The organism is Frondihabitans sp. GW821-FHT04F02 (assembly GCF_059420045.1).
Map to the genome: position 1 here is coordinate 795,324 of NZ_JBWKSZ010000001.1, position 17,070 is coordinate 812,393.

Sequence of the window (17,070 nt, forward strand, 5' to 3'; positions counted from 1 at the left end):
ACCCCCGAAGGCCCGCCCGGAGGGCCCCAGCGGAGCGACGTCGCGCGAAGCGCGACAAGCAGGCACGACGAACGAAAAAGGCCCCTGCCCTTCGGGGCAGAGGCCTTCTATTCGTTCGTGTCCGAGGGGGGACTTGAACCCCCACGCCCTATACGGGCACTAGCACCTCAAGCTAGCGCGTCTGCCATTTCCGCCACCCGGACGAGTGTGTGTCTCACTGCTGCGGCCTAACCGCCTCGAAGACATTAGCACGAGTTCGAGGGCCAGCCTGACACCCTCCGCCCGGTACCGTGGACGCATGACCTCGCACGAGCAGACCGACCTCGACGAGACCGCCGCCATCGCGCGCGACCTCATCCGCTTCGACACCACCAACTACGGCGGCGGCCGCTCCAACGGCGAGACCGACGCGGCCGAGTACGTCGCCGCCAAGCTCGAGGAGCTCGGCCTCACCCCGCTGATGTTCGAGTCGGAGCCCGGCCGCCACAGCGTGCTGGCGAAGGTGCCGGGGCGTGACCAGACGAAGCCGGGGCTCGTCGTGCACGGTCACCTCGACGTGGTGCCCGCGGATCCTGCGAACTGGTCTGTCGACCCGTTCGGCGGCGAGGTGAGAGACGGCATGCTCTGGGGGCGCGGCGCCGTCGACATGAAGAACATGGACGCGATGATGCTCACCAGCGTCGGCGACCTGCTGCGCTCGGGCCAGCAGCCGGAGCGCAACCTCGTGCTCGGCTTCCTGGCCGACGAGGAGGCCGGGGGAGTGCTCGGGTCGCACTTCCTGGTGAAGAACCACCCCGAGCTGTTCGACGGCATGGGCGAGGCGATCAGCGAGGTCGGGGGGTACTCGACGTTCATCGACGGCAAGCGCGCCTACCTGCTTCAGACCGGCGAGAAGGCCCTGATCTGGATCAAGCTCATCGCGCGCGGCACGGCCGGCCACGGGTCGCAGATGATCAGAGACAACGCCGTCACCCGCCTCGCCGAGGCCGTGACGGTTCTCGGCCGCCAGGAGTGGCCGGTCGAGCTGACCGACACGACGACGGGCCTGCTCCGCGAGGTCTCGCGCATCCTGGGCGTCGACCCCGAGCAGATCGCCCCCGACGAGCTGGTGCTGAAGACCGGCACGGCGTCCGGCTTCATCAAGGGAAGCCTGCGCGTCACGACGAACCCGACCGTGCTGCAGGCCGGCTACAAGCACAACGTGATCCCCGACACCGCCGAGGCGCTCGTCGACATCCGCTGCATGCCGGGTGACGAGCAGAAGGTGCTCGCCCAGGTGCGCGAGCTGATCGGCGACGACATCGAGATCGAGACGATCCACACCGACATCGGCCTCGAGACCGAGTTCGGCGGGCCGCTCGTCGAGTCGATCAAATCGACCCTCGACAGGCACGACCCGGGTGCGCCCGTGCTGCCCTACCTCCTCTCGGGAGGCACCGACAACAAGGCGCTCAGCCTGCTCGGCATCAAGGGCTACGGCTTCGCGCCGCTGCGCCTCCCGGAAGAGATGGACTTCCCGGCGATGTTCCACGGCGTCGACGAGAGGGTGCCGCTCGAGGCGCTAACCTTTGGCAGTCGGGTGCTCCGCGACCTCCTCGCCACCTACTGATCCTCACCTAGTACCGAGAGGCTTTCCCAGCACGTGGAACACTTCCTTCAGGCGCTCCTGCTCGGCCTCGTCCAGGGCCTCACCGAGTTCCTCCCGATCTCGTCGAGCGGTCACATCCGCCTCGTCGCGCTCTTCTTCCCGCACGCCGCCGGCAAGGAGTTCGACCCGGGCGCCGCCTTCACCGCGATCATCCAGCTCGGCACCGAGCTCGCCGTCCTCATCTACTTCTGGAAGGACGTCACGCGGATCGTCGGCAAGTGGTTCCGGTCGCTGTTCGGCCGGGTCGACCGCGGCGACCCCGACGTCCGCATGGGCTGGCTCGTGATCATCGGCACCTTCCCGATCGTCGTCGTCGGCGTGCTGACGCAGAAGTTCATCGCGAACGAGTTCCGCTCGCTCTGGCTCCTCGCGACGGTGCTGATCGTGTTCGGCCTCGTCCTCGCGGCCGCCGACATCCTCGGCAAGAAGACGGCCCGGTTCGAAGAGATGAAGTGGGGCCACGGCATCGCCATCGGCATCGCCCAGGTGCTCGCGCTCGTTCCCGGCGTCTCGCGCTCCGGAGCGACCACGTCGGCGGGTCTGGCACTCGGGTACTCGCGGCCCGCCGCCGCCCGGTTCTCGTTCCTGCTGGCGATCCCGGCCGTCTTCGGCTCGGGGCTGTTCGAGGTCTACCAGTCGTTCCACGATCACGCGCCCAACCCGTACTCGTGGGGCGACACGCTGGCCGCGACGGTCGTCTCGTTCGTCGTCGGCTTCGTGGTCATCGCGTTCTTCATGAACTACATCTCCAAGCGCAGCTTCCTGCCGTTCGTCGTCTACCGCATCGTGCTCGGCGTCGTGCTGTTCGCGCTCCTCGGCATCGGAGTCATCGGCTGATGCGCTCCTGGAGCTTCCCGGTGCTTCCCGGGCTTCCGGGCGCAGGAACGCCGCCCACCCTCTACGACACCGCCACCGGCGGCGCGCACCCCACCGACGGCGGCCGCCTGTACGTCTGCGGCATCACCCCCTACGACGCGACCCACCTCGGCCACGCGTCGACGTACCTCGCGTTCGACACGCTCGGCCGCGTCTGGCGCGACGCCGGCATCGAGGTCGCCTACGCGCAGAACACCACCGACGTCGACGACCCGCTGCTCGAGCGGGCGAACGACACCGGCGTCGACTGGCGCGAGCTGGCCGACTCGCAGACCGACCTCTTCCGCTCCGACATGGAGCACCTCCGCGTGATCCCGCCCGACCACTACATCGCCGTGACCGACGTCGTCGAGGCCATCGGAGACGCCGCCGCGCAGCTTCTGGCGACGGGCTTCGCGTACCCGGTCGACACCGCCGACTCGGAGGCCGGCGACGACCTCTACTTCGACGTCGACCGAGCGGCGGCCGACACCTCGTGGCACCTCGGCATCGAGAGCCGCCTCGACGCCGACACGATGCTCCAGTACTTCACCGAGCGCGGGGGAGACCCCGACCGACCCGGCAAGCGCAACGTGCTCGACCCCCTGCTCTGGCGTTCCGCGCGCGACGGAGAGCCGTCGTGGCCGAGCGCCGTGGGCGACGGTCGACCGGGCTGGCACATCGAGTGCTCCGTCATCGCTCACGACCACCTGGGCCTGCCGATCTCGGTCAACGGCGGCGGCAGCGACCTGATCTTCCCGCACCACGAGATGAGCGCCGGCCACGGCACGGCGCTCACCGGCGACACGTTCGCGTCGCACTACTCGCACACCGGCATGGTCGCCTACCAGGGCGAGAAGATGTCGAAGTCGCTCGGCAACCTGGTCAAGGTGTCGGAGCTGGTCACCGAGGGCGTCGATCCGCGCGCCATCCGCCTCGCGCTGCTGTCGCACCACTACCGCAGCGACTGGGAGTGGTTCGACGACGACGTGTTCGCCGCCATCGCGCGCATCACGCACTGGTCGGAGTGGGCGGCCACGGCGGTTCCCGGCGACGAGGCCACCGAGCTCCTGACCGCACTGCGTGCGGCCCTGTCGGACGACCTCGACACCCCGTCCGCGATCGCCGCGGTCGAGGCCGCAGCCCGCTCGGGCGCTGTGCCGACCTCTGTCGACGTCGATGCCGTCGACTCGCTGCTCGGCATCGACCTGCGGTCGTGAGCTCCGGAACACCGGCTGGGCGAATGCTGGGGCCGCTCGACGCTCTGCCGCATCCGCCCCGCCGAGTCCTGATCGCCGGCGTGGCCGGCGCCGGAAAGTCGACGCTGGCACGACGGCTGTCGCGGATCCTGCAGCTGCCCTACACCGAGATCGACTCGCTCTATCACGGCCCGGACTGGACCGCCCTGCCGACGTTCGAGGCCGACGTCGAGCGCCTCACGAGCGAGCCTGCCTGGGTGAGCGAGTGGCAGTACCACGTCGTGCGCCCGCTGCTCGCGGAGCGCGCCGACACCCTGGTCTGGCTCGACCTGCCGTTCCGCACCGTGCTGCGCCGTGTCGTCTGGCGGACTGTCACGCGCCGGGTCACGCGGAAGCGCCTCTGGAGCGGCAACGTCGAGGGCCCGCTGTCGACGTTCTTCACCGACCGCGACAACATCATCCGCTGGTCCATCCGCACGCGCCGCGATCCCGCTCGCGACTGCACGCGGGCCGCGCGAGAGCACCCGCACCTGCAGGTCGTGCGCCTTCGGTCTCCCCGCGACGTCGAGCAGTTCGTCTTCGCCGCCGGCACGCACCGGGCCGACGCCCTCGGCTGACGGCTAGGCCGCCGGCGGACGCCAGGGGTCGTCGCCGGACTTGCCGTCGCGCTTGCGCAGGTACCGCTCGAACTCCTGGGCGATGGCCTCGCCGCTCGCCTCGGGGGAGTCGACGGTGTCGCGCGCCTGCTCGAGCTGCTCGATGTAGCTCGCCATGTCCTCGTCGTCGGCGGCGAGCGCGTCGATGCCGCTCTCCCAGGCCGCGGCCTCTTCGACGAGGTCGCCGCGAGGCACCTCGACGCCGGTGATCTCCTCCACCTTCTCGAGGATCGCGAGCGACGCCTTCGGGGAGGGCGCGTTGTGCACGTAGTGGGGCACGCTCGCCCAGATCGACACGGTGGGGACGCCGGCGGCCTCGATCGACTGCGACAGCACCGACAGGATGCCGACCGGGCCCTCGTAGGTGGAGCGCTCGACCAGCAGCTCGGCGCGGACGTCGGGGTTCTCGCTGCCGACGTAGAGCGAGATGGGTCGGGTGTGCGGCACGTCGGCGAGCATGGCACCGAGGAAGACGACGCCGGCGATGTCGTGAACGTCGACGAGGTCGACGATCTCGGCGGCGAAGCTGCGCCAGCTGCGCGAGGGCTCGGCTCCGAGCAGCACGAAGAGGCTGTCGTCGGCCCCTTCGACGGGCGAGGCGGCCGATGCCGGGCCATGAAGCAGGATCCGCGGCCACACGAGCGTGGAGTTGCCGTCTTCGTCGCGCGCGGCCATGGGCCGGTTGAACTGGAAGTCGATGTAGGCCTCGCCGTCGAGCTCGGCGAGACTCGTCAGCTCGAGGGTCTCGACGAGGGAGCGGGCGACGTTGCTCGCCGCCTCACCCGCGTCGTTCCACCCCTCGAAAGCGACGACCATGAGCCGACCCCCGGCAAAACGTGACGTTGACGACACCTGACTCCTTTGCGGTGCGCCACCCCGGCCGGGCCGCGCACTAGCCATCAACGATAGCCTCCCCGGCCGCTCGCCGCGTGCGGCGGCGGGTGGCCGTCGACCGCCTGGCCTAGACTCGGGCGTCGTGACCGAAACGACTTCCGCCGACGCTCTGCTGCCCTCGGCCGTCCTCTGGGACATGGATGGCACCCTCGTCGACACCGAGCCGTACTGGCAGCAGTCGCAGGTGCGCCTGGTCGCCGAGCACGGCGGGTCGTGGACCCGCGCCGACGGCGACTCCCTGATCGGCTCGGGCCTCTGGCATTCCGCGAAGGTGCTCCAGGACCACGGCGTCGACCTCACCGGCCAGGAGATCATCGACCGCATGACGGACGACGTGCTCGTCGGCATCCGCGCCCACCTCCCGTGGCGTCCCGGCGCGCGCGAGCTGCTCCGCGAGATCCGCGACGCCGGAATCAAGACGGCGCTCGTCACCATGTCGTTCCGCCGCATGGCGGAGGAGATCGCCTCGAACATCGAGTTCCAGGGGTTCGACCTCGTCGTCGCCGGCGACATGGTCGAGAACGCCAAGCCGCACCCCGAGCCCTACCTGCTCGCGGCGGGGCGGCTCGGAGTCGACATCGACCTCTGCGTCGCCATCGAGGACAGCCCGACGGGCGTCGCCTCGGCGGTGGCGGCCGGCGCGGCGACGCTCGGCGTCGAGCACCACGCGCCGCTCCCGCACGACGGGGAGTTCCAGCACCGGAGCACGCTCGCGGGCGTGACCCTCGACGACCTCGCGCAGTTCCTGCGCCAGAAGAGGAAGGCCGAGGCCGCCGCATGAGCGCCGAATCGCCGCAGGCACAGCGCCGACAGTCCGGACCCTTCTTGTGGGGCGACAAGGTGCAGCTGACGGGGCCCAAGGCCCGCATGCACACCATCGCGCTCACGCCCGGGGGCGAGTTCCACACGCACCGCGGGATCATCCGCCATGACGACGTGGTCGGCAAGCCGGACGGATCGGTGCTGATCGCCTCGACCGGAGACGAGTACCTGGCGCTGCGACCGCTTCTGGCCGACTTCGTCATGTCGATGCCCCGCGGCGCCGCGATCGTCTACCCGAAGGACGCCGCGATGATCGTGACGTTCTCGGACATCTTCCCGGGCGCGACAGTCGTCGAGGCGGGCGTGGGCTCAGGAGCCCTGTCGCTGTCGCTGCTGCGCGCCATCGGCCCGACCGGCCGACTCGCCTCGTTCGAGCGCCGCGACGAGTTCGCCGACGTCGCGCGCGGCAACGTCACCTCCTTCCTGGGCGCCGAGCCCGACAACTGGACGGTCACCGTCGGCGACCTCGCCGACGAGCTGCCCGGAGTCGTGGGGGAGGGCGAGGCCGACCGCGTCGTGCTCGACATGCTCGCCCCGTGGGAGAACGTCGACGCCGTCGCCACCGCCCTCAAGCCCGGCGGGCTGGTCGTCTGCTATGTCGCCACCGTGACGCAGCTCTCGCGCACCGCGGAGGCGTTCCGCCACTACGGCGGCTTCACCGAGCCCGACTCGTCCGAGACGCTCGTGCGGGGCTGGCACGTGGAGGGCCTGGCCGTGCGCCCCGACCACCGCATGATCGCGCACACCGGATTCCTGATGACGGCGCGACGGCTCGCCCCGGGCGCCGTGCTCCCGCAGCTCAAGAGACGCGCGTCGAAGTCGGACTTCAGCGAGGAGGACGTCGAGCTGTGGACGCCCGGCGCACTCGGTGAGCGCTCGGCCACCTCGAAGAAGCTTCGCAAGACCGCCAGGCAGGCTCAGTCGGACGCCGCCAAGGCGATCGCCGGCGCCGACATCACCACCACGCTCCCGCAGGATCAGACGGAAGAGACCCTCTAGTGACCCAGTCCCTCATGAAGAAGCAGACCATCACGAAGACGCTTGCCGTCGCGGGTGCCATCGGCGCCCTGCTCACGCTCTCGCTCGCCGGGTGCAGCTCGACCAGCGATCCGCAGGCGAGCTGCTCCGGAGGCACCGCGTCGGGCAGCGTCTCGGACTCCGTGAAGGTGACCGGCAAGACCGGCTCCGCCCCGAAGGTGACCTTCGACAAGGGCCTCAGCGCGAAGAAGACCGAGAAGACGACCGTCGTCAAGGGCGACGGCTCGCTGGTGAAGTCGGGGCAGCCCGTGATCTTCCAGGTCACCTCGTACGACGGCGACACCGGCAAGAAGATCGCCTCGTTCTCGACCGACTACACGTCGGCCGGCACCTACCTCATGGCCGGCAAGGCCGACAGCCTGACGGCGCTCAGCGAGGGCTTCGTCTGCTCGCACGTGGGCGACCGCATCGCGGTCACCGGGACCGCGCAGGAATCGACCAACGGCCAGGGGATCGAGAGCAGCGGGGTCGGCGCGACCGACAGCATCGTGTTCGTCGCCGACATCCTGAAGGCGTTCCCCGCCAGGGCGACCGGCAAAGCCGTCGCTCCCCAGGCCGACCTCCCGACCGTGAAGCTCGCCAAGAACGGCGCCCCGACGATCACCATCCCGAAGGACGTCACGGCGCCGACCAAGCTCGTCTCGCAGGACCTCATCACCGGCTCCGGCGCGAAGGTCAAGGAGGGCGACCAGGTGATGATGCAGTACACCGGCGTGCTCTACAAGAACGGCAAGGTCTTCGACTCGTCGTGGACCAAGGGCCAGGCCTTCGTGGGCAGCCTCACCTCGGGTCAGCTGATCGACGGCTGGGTGACCGGCCTCGCCGGCAAGACCATCGGCAGCCAGGTGCTGCTGGTCGTCCCGCCGGGCGACGGCTACGGCTCGAAGGCCAACGGCGAGATCCCGGCGAACTCGACCCTGGTCTTCGTCGTGGACCTCCTCGGCAAGGTGTCCTGAGCGACCGAGGGCCATGGCAAGACCCAGTAGGCTGGTCGGCGTTTGCTCGTACAAAGGAATTGAGGACTCGTGCGCAAGATCCCCGCGCTGATCGTTACGGCCGGACTCCTGGCGACGTTGACCGCCTGCTCCACGAGCACCGCTCCCGGCTCTGCCGGGTGCACCACCCCGGCCTCGGGTGACGCCTCCAGCGTCGTCTCGGCCAGCGGCACGGTCGGCAAGAAGCCGACCTCGGTGTCGATCCCGACGCCGATCAACACGAAGCAGACCGAGGTGTCGACTCTCGTCGCGGGCCACGGCCAGGTCATCACGGACGGCACGCCCGTGCTCATCAAGTACACGATCTACAGCGGCGCCACCGGCGACGTCGTCTCGTCGAGCTCCTATGGCACGCCGACTGCTCCCCTCACCGTCGGCGCTACCAGCGGCGGCCCCATCGCCGACGCGCTCGTCTGCTCGACCGTCGGCTCGCGCGTCGCTGTCGCCGTCAAGGCCAGCGAGCTCACCTCGACCACCGCCAAGAAGACCGACAAGTCGGGCCCGGCGTACATCGCCGTCGTCGACATCGTGAAGGCGTTCCTCCCCAAGGCCGACGGCCGGCTCGTGCGCGGCGTCAACAACATGCCCGCCGTCGTCACCGCGGCGAACGGTGCTCCCGGCATCAGCATCCCCGACGTCGCGGCGCCGACCACCGAGAAGGTCCAGCTGATCCGCAAGGGCTCGGGCCACGTCCTCACCAAGAGCGACACCGCGATCGTGCAGTACACCGCCGTCGACTGGGCCTCGACCCCGACGGTGCAGGGCTCCACCTGGACCGACACCGGCGCGGCCACCACGGTCGACCTCGGCTCCAGCCAGATCGCCGCCTCCGTCCGCTCGGCTCTGATCGGCCAGCCGGTCGGCTCGCAGGTCATGGTCGTCGTACCGCCGGCCAAGGGAGCCACCACCGCGAGCACCTACGTGTACGTGTTCGACGTGCTCGGCGCCCTCTGATCCGCACCCGCACGCCCCGCGCTCGTCGCGGCACCCGACTGATCTAGGATCGTCGTCGTGCCCGCTTCCCGCGCTCCGCGCGTCCCCGTCGAAGAGAGGCTCTTCAGCCTCGTCCTCGCCCTGCTCGCGACCGAGACCGGACTCACGAAGACCGAGATCCTCTCCACTGTCCAGGGCTACCGCCAGCGCTGGACGCAGGGTGACAACGCCGCCCTCGAGCGCCAGTTCGAACGCGACAAAGACGACATCCGCGAGCTCGGCGTGCCCCTCGAGACCATCGAGGAGCCCGGAGACACCGGCAACAACCAGAACCTCCGCTACCGCATCCCTCGCGGTGCCTACGAGCTGCCGGACGACATCGCGTTCTCGTCCGAGGAGACGGCTCTTCTGACCCTGGCGGCGATGGTCTGGCGCGAGGGCACGCTCTCGGGGGAGTCGCGCCGCGCTCTCCTCAAGCTCCGCAGCCTCGGCGGCACGGCGCCGGTTCCCGAGCTCGACTACGCGCCCCGCATCCGCTCCCGCGACGCCGCCTTCGAGCCGCTGCAGACCGCGCTCGACCGCCGACTCGTCGTGCGCTTCGACTACCTCAAGCCCGGCGACGACGCTCCTCGCGCACGCCGCGTCGTGCCCTACGCGCTCGTGCAGTTCCAGGGGCGGTGGCTGTGCTCCGCCATCGACCCGGAGACCGACGGGTGGCGGACGTTCCTGCTCTCGCGCATCGTCAGCCCGGTCGCAGTGACCGCCGAGACGGCGACCGTGCCCCCCGACGCGACCGCCGAGCGCGCCCTCGCCGACCTGGAGGCGCTGTGGGAGGCCCAGATCGCCGTGGTGCGCGCCGACCCGGCATCCGATGCCGAGACGCGCCTGCTCAAGCGCCGCGGCACCGTGCGCCGGCTCGACGGCGCGCTCACCGTGCACTGGTCGGACCGCCACCTCCTCGCCGACGAGCTCGCGTCGTTCGGCCCCGAGGTCGAGGCCGTCTCGCCGCCCGAGATCCGAGCGCTGGTCGTCGCGCGCCTCGCCGCCCTCGTCGCCGACCATCGCGGCACCGCTGACTCGGAGGCCTCCCGTGGCTGAACGCGCCCCCGCGCTCCAGGCGCAAGACAAGCTGGCGTTCCTGCTCTCGCTGGTCCCCTACCTGATGGACAGGGGGAGCGTCAGCATCGCCGAGGCCGCCGCCCACTTCAAAGTCCCGGTCGCGCAGATCAAGCGCGCCGTCGAGCTGATAGCCGTCTCAGGGATTCCCGGCGAGACCACCCAATACCAGCACGGCGACCTCTTCGACATCGCCTGGGACGACTTCGAGCAGAACGGCGTCATCGTTCTGACCAACATGGTCGCCATCGACGACTCGCCGCGCTTCTCGGCGCGCGAGGCCGCCGCCATGATCGCCGGCCTGCAGTACCTCTCGTCGCTGCCTGAGAACGCCGACCGCGCCGCCATCGCCACCCTGATGTCGAAGCTGTCTCGCGGGGCGTCGAGCGCGCCGAGCCAGGTCGCCGTCGAGAACGCCCCGACGAACGACCTCCTCGCGCTGGTCGAGCGCGCCGTCGAGGCGGGCGTGCAGCTGGAGTTCGACTACGCCGGAGTCCGCGGCCAGGTCGAGCGCCGCCGCGTCGACCCCCTGCGCGTCGAGTCGCTCGACGCCGACTGGTACCTCCGCGGCTACGACCACCTGCGCGAGGCCGTCCGCACCTTCCGACTCGACCGCATCGCCGCGCCGGCGGTGTCCGACCAGCCGATCTCGTTCACGGCGTCCGATGTCGTTCTGCCCGAGAAGCTGTTCGAGGGATCACCCGACGACGTGGTCGTGACGGTCGAGATCGACACCGCGGCGTCCTCGTTCCTCGCCGACTACGCTCCCGACGACATCGAGGGCGCAGGAACATCCCGCACCCGCCTGCACCTGCGGGTCAACCAGTTCGGGTCCCTCGCCCGGCTCATCTCCGGCCTGCCCGGGCGTCCCGTGGTCATCGCCCCGGCCTCCGCTCGCGACGCGGTCTCCGACTGGGTCTCACGAGCAAGTCACAGGTATGGCGAGGATGAGCTCTTTTCGGTCGACGGCGGGTTAGACTAGCCATCCCTACGAACTTGCAAGGAGGCAACTACCATGTTCGGTAACGCCTTTGGATGGCCCCACCTTCTGATCATCCTCGTGATCCTGCTCCTCCTCTTCGGTGCGCCGAAGCTGCCGGGTCTCGCGAAGAGCATCGCCCAGTCGATGAAGATCTTCCGCACCGAGATCGCTCCCAACCACGACAACAAGCCCACCGACACGAGCAGTGCAGCTCCGTCGGCCGGCACGGTCAACGACACGACGGTCCACCCGACCACGACGACGTCGACCGACCTCCCGCCGAAGCAGTAGCGCGTGGCCGCGACCTCAGTTCCTGGGGGCGGGCCAGGTCTGGATGGGCCTGCGGCGAAGCGCCGCGGTGCGGGCTCCTCGAAGAGCGCCGAGGGGCGGATGTCCCTCGGGCAGCACTTCCTGGAGTTGCGCAAGCGGCTCTTCTTCGCGGCCGTCGCCATCGCGCTCGGCTCCATCGCCGGATGGTTCCTCTCCGAGTACGTCCTCGACATTCTCAGGGCGCCCGTCGAGACCATCGCCGGTGACGGCCACCGTCTCGCGTCGCTCAACTTCGGCAACATCACTGGCGCTTTCGACCTGAAGCTCACGATCACCATCACCGTGGGCATCATCATCTCGAGCCCGGTGTGGCTGTACCAGATCTGGGCGTTCATCGTCCCGGCCCTGGTGCGCAAGGAGAAGATCTACGCGCTCGGGTTCCTCGGGGCAGCCATCCCGCTGTTCCTCGCGGGCTGCTGCGCCGGCTTCTTCGTGCTTCCGCACATCGTGCAGGTGATGACGAGCTTCATCTCGCAAGACGACTCGTCGATCATCGACGCCAAGACCTACTACGACTTCGTCCTGAAGCTCGTGCTCGCCGTCGGCGTCGCCTTCGTGCTGCCGGTGTTCCTCGTGCTGCTCAACTTCGTCGGCGTCATCTCGCACAAGTCGATCATCAAGAGCTGGCGCGTGGCCATCATCCTGATCGTCCTGTTCACCGCGATCGTCACCCCTGCCGCCGACGTCATCTCGATGCTGCTGCTGGCTGTTCCGATGATCCTGCTGTTCCTCGCCGCCTGCGGTGTGACCTACGTGCACGACCTCCGGGCCGCACGCCGAGTCGCCGCGCTCGACGCAGAGCTCGCGGGCGCCTGAGCCCCGCGCGCATAGACTCGACCGCGTGACCAGCAGCGATCCGTCTCCTGCCGAGCGCTTCGCAGCGTCGCGCAACCGTTCCAAGACCCCCCAGCTCCAGGCGTTCCGCTCGAGACTGGGTTTCGGCCTCGACCCCTTCCAGATCGCGGCCTGCGAGGTCGTCGAGGAAGGCCGGAGCGTCCTCGTCGCCGCTCCCACCGGTGCGGGCAAGACCCTGGTGGCGGAGTTCGCGATCCATCTCGCGATGCAGGATCCCCACCACAAGGTCTTCTACACGGCGCCGATGAAGGCGCTCAGCAATCAGAAGTACCAGGAGCTCGTCGCCGAGTACGGCGCCTCCGAGGTGGGCCTGCTGACCGGCGACACCAACGTCAACTCGCGTGCCCGCATCGTCGTGATGACGACCGAGGTGCTGCGCAACATGCTCTACGCGGGCTCCGACCTGCTCGAGGATCTCCGCTGGGTCGTGCTCGACGAGGTCCACTTCCTGGGCGACCGCTTCCGCGGTGCCGTCTGGGAGGAGGTCATCATCCACCTCCCGCTCGACGTGCGCATGGTGTCGCTGAGCGCCACCGTGTCGAACGCCGAGGAGTTCGGCGACTGGCTGATGGCCGTCCGCGGCGACACCGACGTCATCGTCTCCGAGGAGCGCCCCGTGCCCCTCCAGCAGCACGTGCTCGTCGGCAGCAAGTACCTCGACCTGTTCGACTCCAGCGGCAAGGCCGCCACCAACCGGGTCAACCCGGAGCTCGTCCGCGCGGCGTCGCTGAACGTCCGCGCCGGCGGCCGTGGCGGGCGACCGGGCTCGGGATCCCACGGCTACCGCGGCCGAGACTCCGCGCGTCCCGGCCCGAGCGGCCCGCAGAACTTCGGCCGCATGGACCGCTGGCGGATCGTCGAGCTGCTCGATGGCAAGAACCTGCTGCCGGCCATCTTCTTCGTCTTCAGCCGCGTCGGCTGCGACCAGGCGGTGCGCCAGGTGCTCCGCTCCGGCATCCGACTGACCTCCGCGGCCGACCGCGACGAGATCCGGCAGATCGTCGACGAGCACTGCCGCACCCTCCGCGACGAGGACCTCGCCGTGCTCGGCTACTACGAGTGGCTCGAAGGGCTCGAGCGGGGTGTCGCCGCGCACCACGCCGGTCTCCTGCCCGCGTTCAAGGAGGTCGTCGAGGAGCTCTTCCAGAAGAAGCTCGTCAAGGTCGTCTTCGCCACCGAGACGCTCGCCCTCGGCATCAACATGCCGGCGCGGAGCGTCGTGCTGGAGAAGCTCGAGAAGTACAACGGCGAGTCGCGCGTGCCGATCACGCCGGGGGAGTACACCCAGCTGACCGGTCGTGCCGGTCGTCGCGGTATCGACATCGAGGGCCACTCGGTGATCCAGTGGGCGCAGGGGCTCGACCCGCAGGCGGTCGCCGCACTCGCCTCCCGCCGCACCTACCCGCTCAACTCGAGCTTCCGACCCACCTACAACATGGCGGTCAACCTGATCGAGCGGTTCGGGCGCTCGCGCACGCGCGAGGTGCTCGAGACCTCCTTCGCGCAGTTCCAGGCCGACCGCGCCGTCGTCGACCTCGCCCGCAAGGTCCGCTCGCAGCAGCAGTCGCTCGACGGCTACGCGAACTCGATGCAGTGTCACCTCGGCGACTTCGGCGAGTTCATGATCATCCGCCAGGAGATCGCCGACCTCGAGAAGCAGGGGGCGTCTCGCGCCGAGACACAGAGCCGCGGAGAACGCGACCGCCGACAGCAGAAGATCACGTCGCTGCGTCGGCAGATGCGCTCGCACCCCTGCCACGCCTGCCCCGAGCGAGAGCAGCACGCACGCTGGGCCGAGCGCTGGTACAAGCTGAAGAAGCAGACGGACCAGCTCTCAGCGCAGATCCGCGGTCGCACCGGAGCCGTCGCGAAGATCTTCGACCGCGTCACCGACGTGCTCCTCGACCTCGGCTACCTGATCCCGCCCGACGGCTCGGCCCAGGGCGACTCGTCGAGCGTCTCCCGCACGACCGAGGTCGAGGTCGCGGCGCCGGGGCGCACCCTGCGCCGCATCTACGGCGATCGCGACCTCCTCGTCGCCGAGTGCCTGCGCCGTGGCGTCTGGAACCAGCTCGACGTGCCTCAGCTCGCAGCGATGGCCGCCACTCTCGTGTACGAGCCGCGACGAGACGAGGGGATGCTGGGCGACCGCTTCCTGCCGCGCGGGGAGTACCGCACGGCGCTCGACCGCACGCAGACCATCTGGTCGGAGCTCGACGACCTGGAGCAGTCGCACCGGCTGCCCGGCACGTCGCAGCCGTCGCCCGGCATCGCCCTGGCGATGCAGAAGTGGGCGCGCGGCGCCGACCTCGACACCGTGCTCGACGATGCCGAGCTCGCGGCGGGCGACTTCGTGCGCTGGACCAAGCAGACGATCGACCTGCTCGACCAGCTCTCGATGGTGGCCGACCCGCCCGTGGGCGCGACGGCCCGCAAGGCGCTCGACGCAGTGCGCCGGGGCATCGTCTCCTACAGCACGGTCTAGGGCGCTTTCCGGGCCAGGCCCCCGACTGGGCCGTTTAGACTCGTCGGGTGCCCCGACTCTTCGGCGCGCCGCCCCTATCGGGTCCGCCGCGCTCAGCCGACTTCCGTCTGCCCCTGTGGATGGCCGTCATCGTCGGCGCCGGCGGAGGGGCGCTGCTCGAGTTCGCCTTCCCCGACAAGAACATCTGGATCCTGGCGGTGCCGGGCACGGCGCTGATCCTCCTCGCCCTCCAGGGTCGGAGCGTGGGCGGGTCGCTTCTGGTGGGGCTCGCCTCGGGCGGAACCTTCTTCTTCGTCCTGATCGACTGGGTCGCGACGTATCTCGGGCCCGTTCCCTGGTTCGCGCTGGCCGGGTTCGAAGCGGTCATCTTCGCCGTCGGCGGCATCGCCATCACCCTCGCCTATCGCTGGGTCGCTCGGGTCTGGCCCGGCACGCTGGGCCGCACCCTGCTGCTGCCGGTCGTCGTCGCAGGCCTCTGGACCGGCCGTGAGTTCGTCGCGGGCCACTACCCGTACGGCGGCTTCTCGTGGGGCCGCGTGGCCGAGAGCCAGTCGCAGAGCCCGTTCGCGCCGCTGACCGCGTGGCTGGGGGTGTCGGGCCTCAGCTTCGTGCTCGTCGGCCTCGCCGCGTTCCTGCTCCAGTTGATCGTGGATCGGCCTTTCGTGCGCTCGACCCGACTCCTGGTGGGGCTCACGGCGATCGTCGCGGTCCTGGCCGTGCCGGCATGGCCCACGCAGTCGGCAGGGACGTCGACGATCGCGGCCGTGCAGGGCAACAGCAAGGCGGGGTTCTTCCAGAAGCACGACTACGGCGACCTGACGAACGCCCAGGTGCTCGCCACGTACGACGGCGTGCGGCCCTCCGACACGATCGACATGCTCGTCTGGCCCGAGGGCGCGTCAGATCGCAACCCGACGACCGACCCCTACGGTACGTACATCTTCGACACGCTCTCGCAGGCCTACGACGCCCCGATCGTCTCGGGAGTCATCACCCAGCGCGGGTCGAAGGACTACAACTCCTCGGTCGTCTGGAACGACGGCGCGGTGCAGGCCCAGTACGACAAGCGCCACCTGGTGCCCTTCGGCGAGTACGTGCCGGACCGACCCTTCTTCATGGCGCTGGCCCCATCGCTCGTGGGGCTGCTCACCCGCGACCTCACACCGGGTACCAACTCGAACGTGCTCGACGTCGGCAGCATCAGAGCCGGCATCTCGATCTGCTTCGACATCGTCGACGACGCCCTCACCCGGCAGATGGTCGACGACGGGGCCAAGGTGATCCTGGCCCAGACGAACAACGCCGACTTCGGGCAGACCGACGAGAACACGCAGCAGCTCGCCATCGCGCGCCTGCGGGCCATCGAGACCGCGCGGCCGCTGGTCAACGTGTCGACCGTCGGCTCGAGTGCCGTCATCTCGGCCGACGGTGCGACGATCGACAGCATCCCGGCGTTCCGCCCGGGCGCCATGGTCACGAAGATCACTCTCGGCACGGGCACCACGCCGGCTGTCTTCGCCGGGGCCGCCCTTGAGCAGCTCGTCATGTTCTTCGGACTCGCGTCGCTCGTGCTGGCCCGCGTGCTGCTGCGCGGCTCCGGGTACGCCGAAGCCGAGCGTCGTCACCGGGTGGCGAAGCGCGCTCGTCGGCTGGCTCGCGCCGCGTGAATCGCTCTCTCCGGGCACGGGCGCAGCAACGACGCAGAAGTCGCGCCCGACCTGAGTGGTCGGGCGCGACTTGGCTGTCGTGCGGCCTGAGCTGGTGAGGCTAGGCGCCGATCTTCTGCTGACCCTTGCGCGCCCTCAGGAAGTCAAGTCGCTCCTGCAGGAGCTCCTCGAGCTCCGGGCGCGTACGGCGCTCCAGGAGCATGTCCCAGTGGGTGCGCGGCGTCTTCACGTCGCCGCGGTCGATGTCGACGGGCTTGCCGTCTTCGGAGAGCAGCGTGCCCTCCTGACCCGACTTCGGCGACTGCCACGACTCGGGAACCTCGGCCTCGGCCGCGAAGACGACCTCGAACGTCGAACCGTCCGCCGTCTGGAACATGGCCTTCTTACGGGGCGAGAACTCGACGCCCTCTTCGCTCTGGAGGCTCTGGCTTCCGAGCCTCATTCCACGCAAACTGCGATCTGCCATTGTGTGGTCTCCTCTCGCGTTGCAATCTCCCTTTGTAACCACTTAAGATGAAGGTTTGTTTCGGCGGCCCCAAACTCACAGTGCGCACACAGCGGATCGGGAGTTGCCGTCACGACCTGGCTTTCCTGT

Annotated in this window: 16 protein-coding genes and 1 tRNA gene; 14 read left to right on the forward strand and 3 right to left on the reverse strand. The window is 69.5% G+C overall.

Going from position 1 to position 17,070, the window contains the following annotated elements; genetic code table 11:
* Positions 1-118: 118 nt before the first annotated feature.
* Positions 119-203, reverse strand: a tRNA-Leu gene (locus tag AC07TY_RS03740).
* 95 nt (positions 204-298) lie between these two features.
* On the opposite strand from AC07TY_RS03740, the gene AC07TY_RS03745 reads away from it, so the two are divergent.
* The 4 genes from AC07TY_RS03745 to AC07TY_RS03760 are packed head-to-tail and all read left to right on the forward strand — an operon-like array spanning position 299 to position 4,319.
* On the forward strand, positions 299-1,609 hold the full coding sequence (locus tag AC07TY_RS03745; RefSeq protein WP_488626206.1) for a M20/M25/M40 family metallo-hydrolase: 1,311 nt from the start codon (positions 299-301) through the stop codon (positions 1,607-1,609).
* 33 nt (positions 1,610-1,642) lie between these two features.
* Complete coding sequence (locus AC07TY_RS03750; RefSeq protein ID WP_123504487.1) at positions 1,643-2,485, forward strand: undecaprenyl-diphosphate phosphatase; 843 nt, start codon at positions 1,643-1,645, stop codon at positions 2,483-2,485.
* Entirely contained in the window at positions 2,485-3,723 is a 1,239-nt protein-coding gene (gene mshC / locus AC07TY_RS03755) for a cysteine--1-D-myo-inosityl 2-amino-2-deoxy-alpha-D-glucopyranoside ligase (protein WP_494784368.1), read from the forward strand. The genes AC07TY_RS03750 and mshC overlap by 1 nt, the downstream gene beginning before the upstream one ends.
* Positions 3,724-3,746: 23 nt before the next feature.
* Positions 3,747-4,319: a P-loop NTPase family protein gene (locus tag AC07TY_RS03760; RefSeq protein WP_123504485.1), complete on the forward strand. Its 573-nt coding sequence runs from the start codon at positions 3,747-3,749 to the stop codon at positions 4,317-4,319.
* 3 nt (positions 4,320-4,322) lie between these two features.
* On the opposite strand, the gene AC07TY_RS03765 is transcribed toward AC07TY_RS03760, so the two are convergent.
* The gene (locus tag AC07TY_RS03765; protein ID WP_494784369.1) at positions 4,323-5,174 is read right to left on the reverse strand and encodes a proteasome assembly chaperone family protein; all 852 of its coding nucleotides are present in this window, start codon (positions 5,172-5,174) and stop codon (positions 4,323-4,325) included.
* Between the two features lie 160 nt (positions 5,175-5,334).
* Here AC07TY_RS03765 and AC07TY_RS03770 point away from each other — a divergent pair, with 160 nt between their 5' ends.
* The 10 genes from AC07TY_RS03770 (at position 5,335) to lnt (ending at position 16,475) form a co-directional block, all read left to right on the forward strand.
* The gene (locus AC07TY_RS03770) at positions 5,335-6,033 is read left to right on the forward strand and encodes an HAD family hydrolase (protein WP_494784370.1); all 699 of its coding nucleotides are present in this window, start codon (positions 5,335-5,337) and stop codon (positions 6,031-6,033) included.
* Positions 6,030-7,073, forward strand: a complete 1,044-nt coding sequence (locus AC07TY_RS03775; protein ID WP_123504483.1) for a tRNA (adenine-N1)-methyltransferase — start codon at positions 6,030-6,032, stop codon at positions 7,071-7,073. The genes AC07TY_RS03770 and AC07TY_RS03775 overlap by 4 nt, the downstream gene beginning before the upstream one ends.
* Positions 7,073-8,068: an FKBP-type peptidyl-prolyl cis-trans isomerase gene (locus tag AC07TY_RS03780; RefSeq protein WP_123504482.1), complete on the forward strand. Its 996-nt coding sequence runs from the start codon at positions 7,073-7,075 to the stop codon at positions 8,066-8,068. The genes AC07TY_RS03775 and AC07TY_RS03780 overlap by 1 nt, the downstream gene beginning before the upstream one ends.
* A 69-nt stretch (positions 8,069-8,137) precedes the next feature.
* Positions 8,138-9,061, forward strand: a complete 924-nt coding sequence (locus AC07TY_RS03785; RefSeq protein ID WP_123504481.1) for an FKBP-type peptidyl-prolyl cis-trans isomerase — start codon at positions 8,138-8,140, stop codon at positions 9,059-9,061.
* Positions 9,062-9,118: 57 nt separating this feature from the next.
* Positions 9,119-10,138, forward strand: a complete 1,020-nt coding sequence (locus tag AC07TY_RS03790) for a helix-turn-helix transcriptional regulator (RefSeq protein ID WP_123504480.1) — start codon at positions 9,119-9,121, stop codon at positions 10,136-10,138.
* Positions 10,131-11,138, forward strand: coding sequence for a helix-turn-helix transcriptional regulator (locus tag AC07TY_RS03795; RefSeq protein ID WP_123504479.1), 1,008 nt, complete (start codon positions 10,131-10,133; stop codon positions 11,136-11,138). Before AC07TY_RS03790 ends, AC07TY_RS03795 begins: the two co-directional genes overlap by 8 nt.
* Positions 11,139-11,171: 33 nt before the next feature.
* The gene (locus tag AC07TY_RS03800; protein WP_123504478.1) at positions 11,172-11,429 is read left to right on the forward strand and encodes a twin-arginine translocase TatA/TatE family subunit; all 258 of its coding nucleotides are present in this window, start codon (positions 11,172-11,174) and stop codon (positions 11,427-11,429) included.
* A 99-nt stretch (positions 11,430-11,528) separates the two neighbouring features.
* Positions 11,529-12,284: a twin-arginine translocase subunit TatC gene (gene tatC, locus AC07TY_RS03805; protein WP_123504477.1), complete on the forward strand. Its 756-nt coding sequence runs from the start codon at positions 11,529-11,531 to the stop codon at positions 12,282-12,284.
* Positions 12,285-12,309: 25 nt separating this feature from the next.
* A complete protein-coding gene (locus tag AC07TY_RS03810) occupies positions 12,310-14,808 on the forward strand; it encodes a DEAD/DEAH box helicase (RefSeq protein WP_123504476.1) in 2,499 nt (832 codons plus the stop codon).
* Between the two features lie 47 nt (positions 14,809-14,855).
* Entirely contained in the window at positions 14,856-16,475 is a 1,620-nt protein-coding gene (lnt, locus tag AC07TY_RS03815) for an apolipoprotein N-acyltransferase (protein ID WP_494784371.1), read from the forward strand.
* Between the two features lie 100 nt (positions 16,476-16,575).
* Here lnt and AC07TY_RS03820 read toward each other — a convergent pair whose 3' ends face one another.
* The gene (locus AC07TY_RS03820; protein WP_123504474.1) at positions 16,576-16,941 is read right to left on the reverse strand and encodes an RNA polymerase-binding protein RbpA; all 366 of its coding nucleotides are present in this window, start codon (positions 16,939-16,941) and stop codon (positions 16,576-16,578) included.
* Between the last annotated feature and the right edge of the window lie 129 nt (positions 16,942-17,070).

Excerpts from the sequence above, each read along its gene's own strand:
- AC07TY_RS03745 (WP_488626206.1), top strand. The coding sequence starts at position 299 with ATGACCTCGCACGAGCAGACCGACCTCGACGAGACCGCCGCCATCGCG.
- AC07TY_RS03760 (WP_123504485.1), top strand. The coding sequence starts at position 3,747 with ATGCTGGGGCCGCTCGACGCTCTGCCGCATCCGCCCCGCCGAGTCCTG.
- mshC (WP_494784368.1), top strand. The coding sequence starts at position 2,485 with ATGCGCTCCTGGAGCTTCCCGGTGCTTCCCGGGCTTCCGGGCGCAGGA.
- AC07TY_RS03765 (WP_494784369.1), bottom strand. The coding sequence starts at position 5,174 with ATGGTCGTCGCTTTCGAGGGGTGGAACGACGCGGGTGAGGCGGCGAGC.
- AC07TY_RS03820 (WP_123504474.1), bottom strand. The coding sequence starts at position 16,941 with ATGGCAGATCGCAGTTTGCGTGGAATGAGGCTCGGAAGCCAGAGCCTC.
- tatC (WP_123504477.1), top strand. The coding sequence starts at position 11,529 with ATGTCCCTCGGGCAGCACTTCCTGGAGTTGCGCAAGCGGCTCTTCTTC.
- AC07TY_RS03775 (WP_123504483.1), top strand. The coding sequence starts at position 6,030 with ATGAGCGCCGAATCGCCGCAGGCACAGCGCCGACAGTCCGGACCCTTC.
- AC07TY_RS03800 (WP_123504478.1), top strand. The coding sequence starts at position 11,172 with ATGTTCGGTAACGCCTTTGGATGGCCCCACCTTCTGATCATCCTCGTG.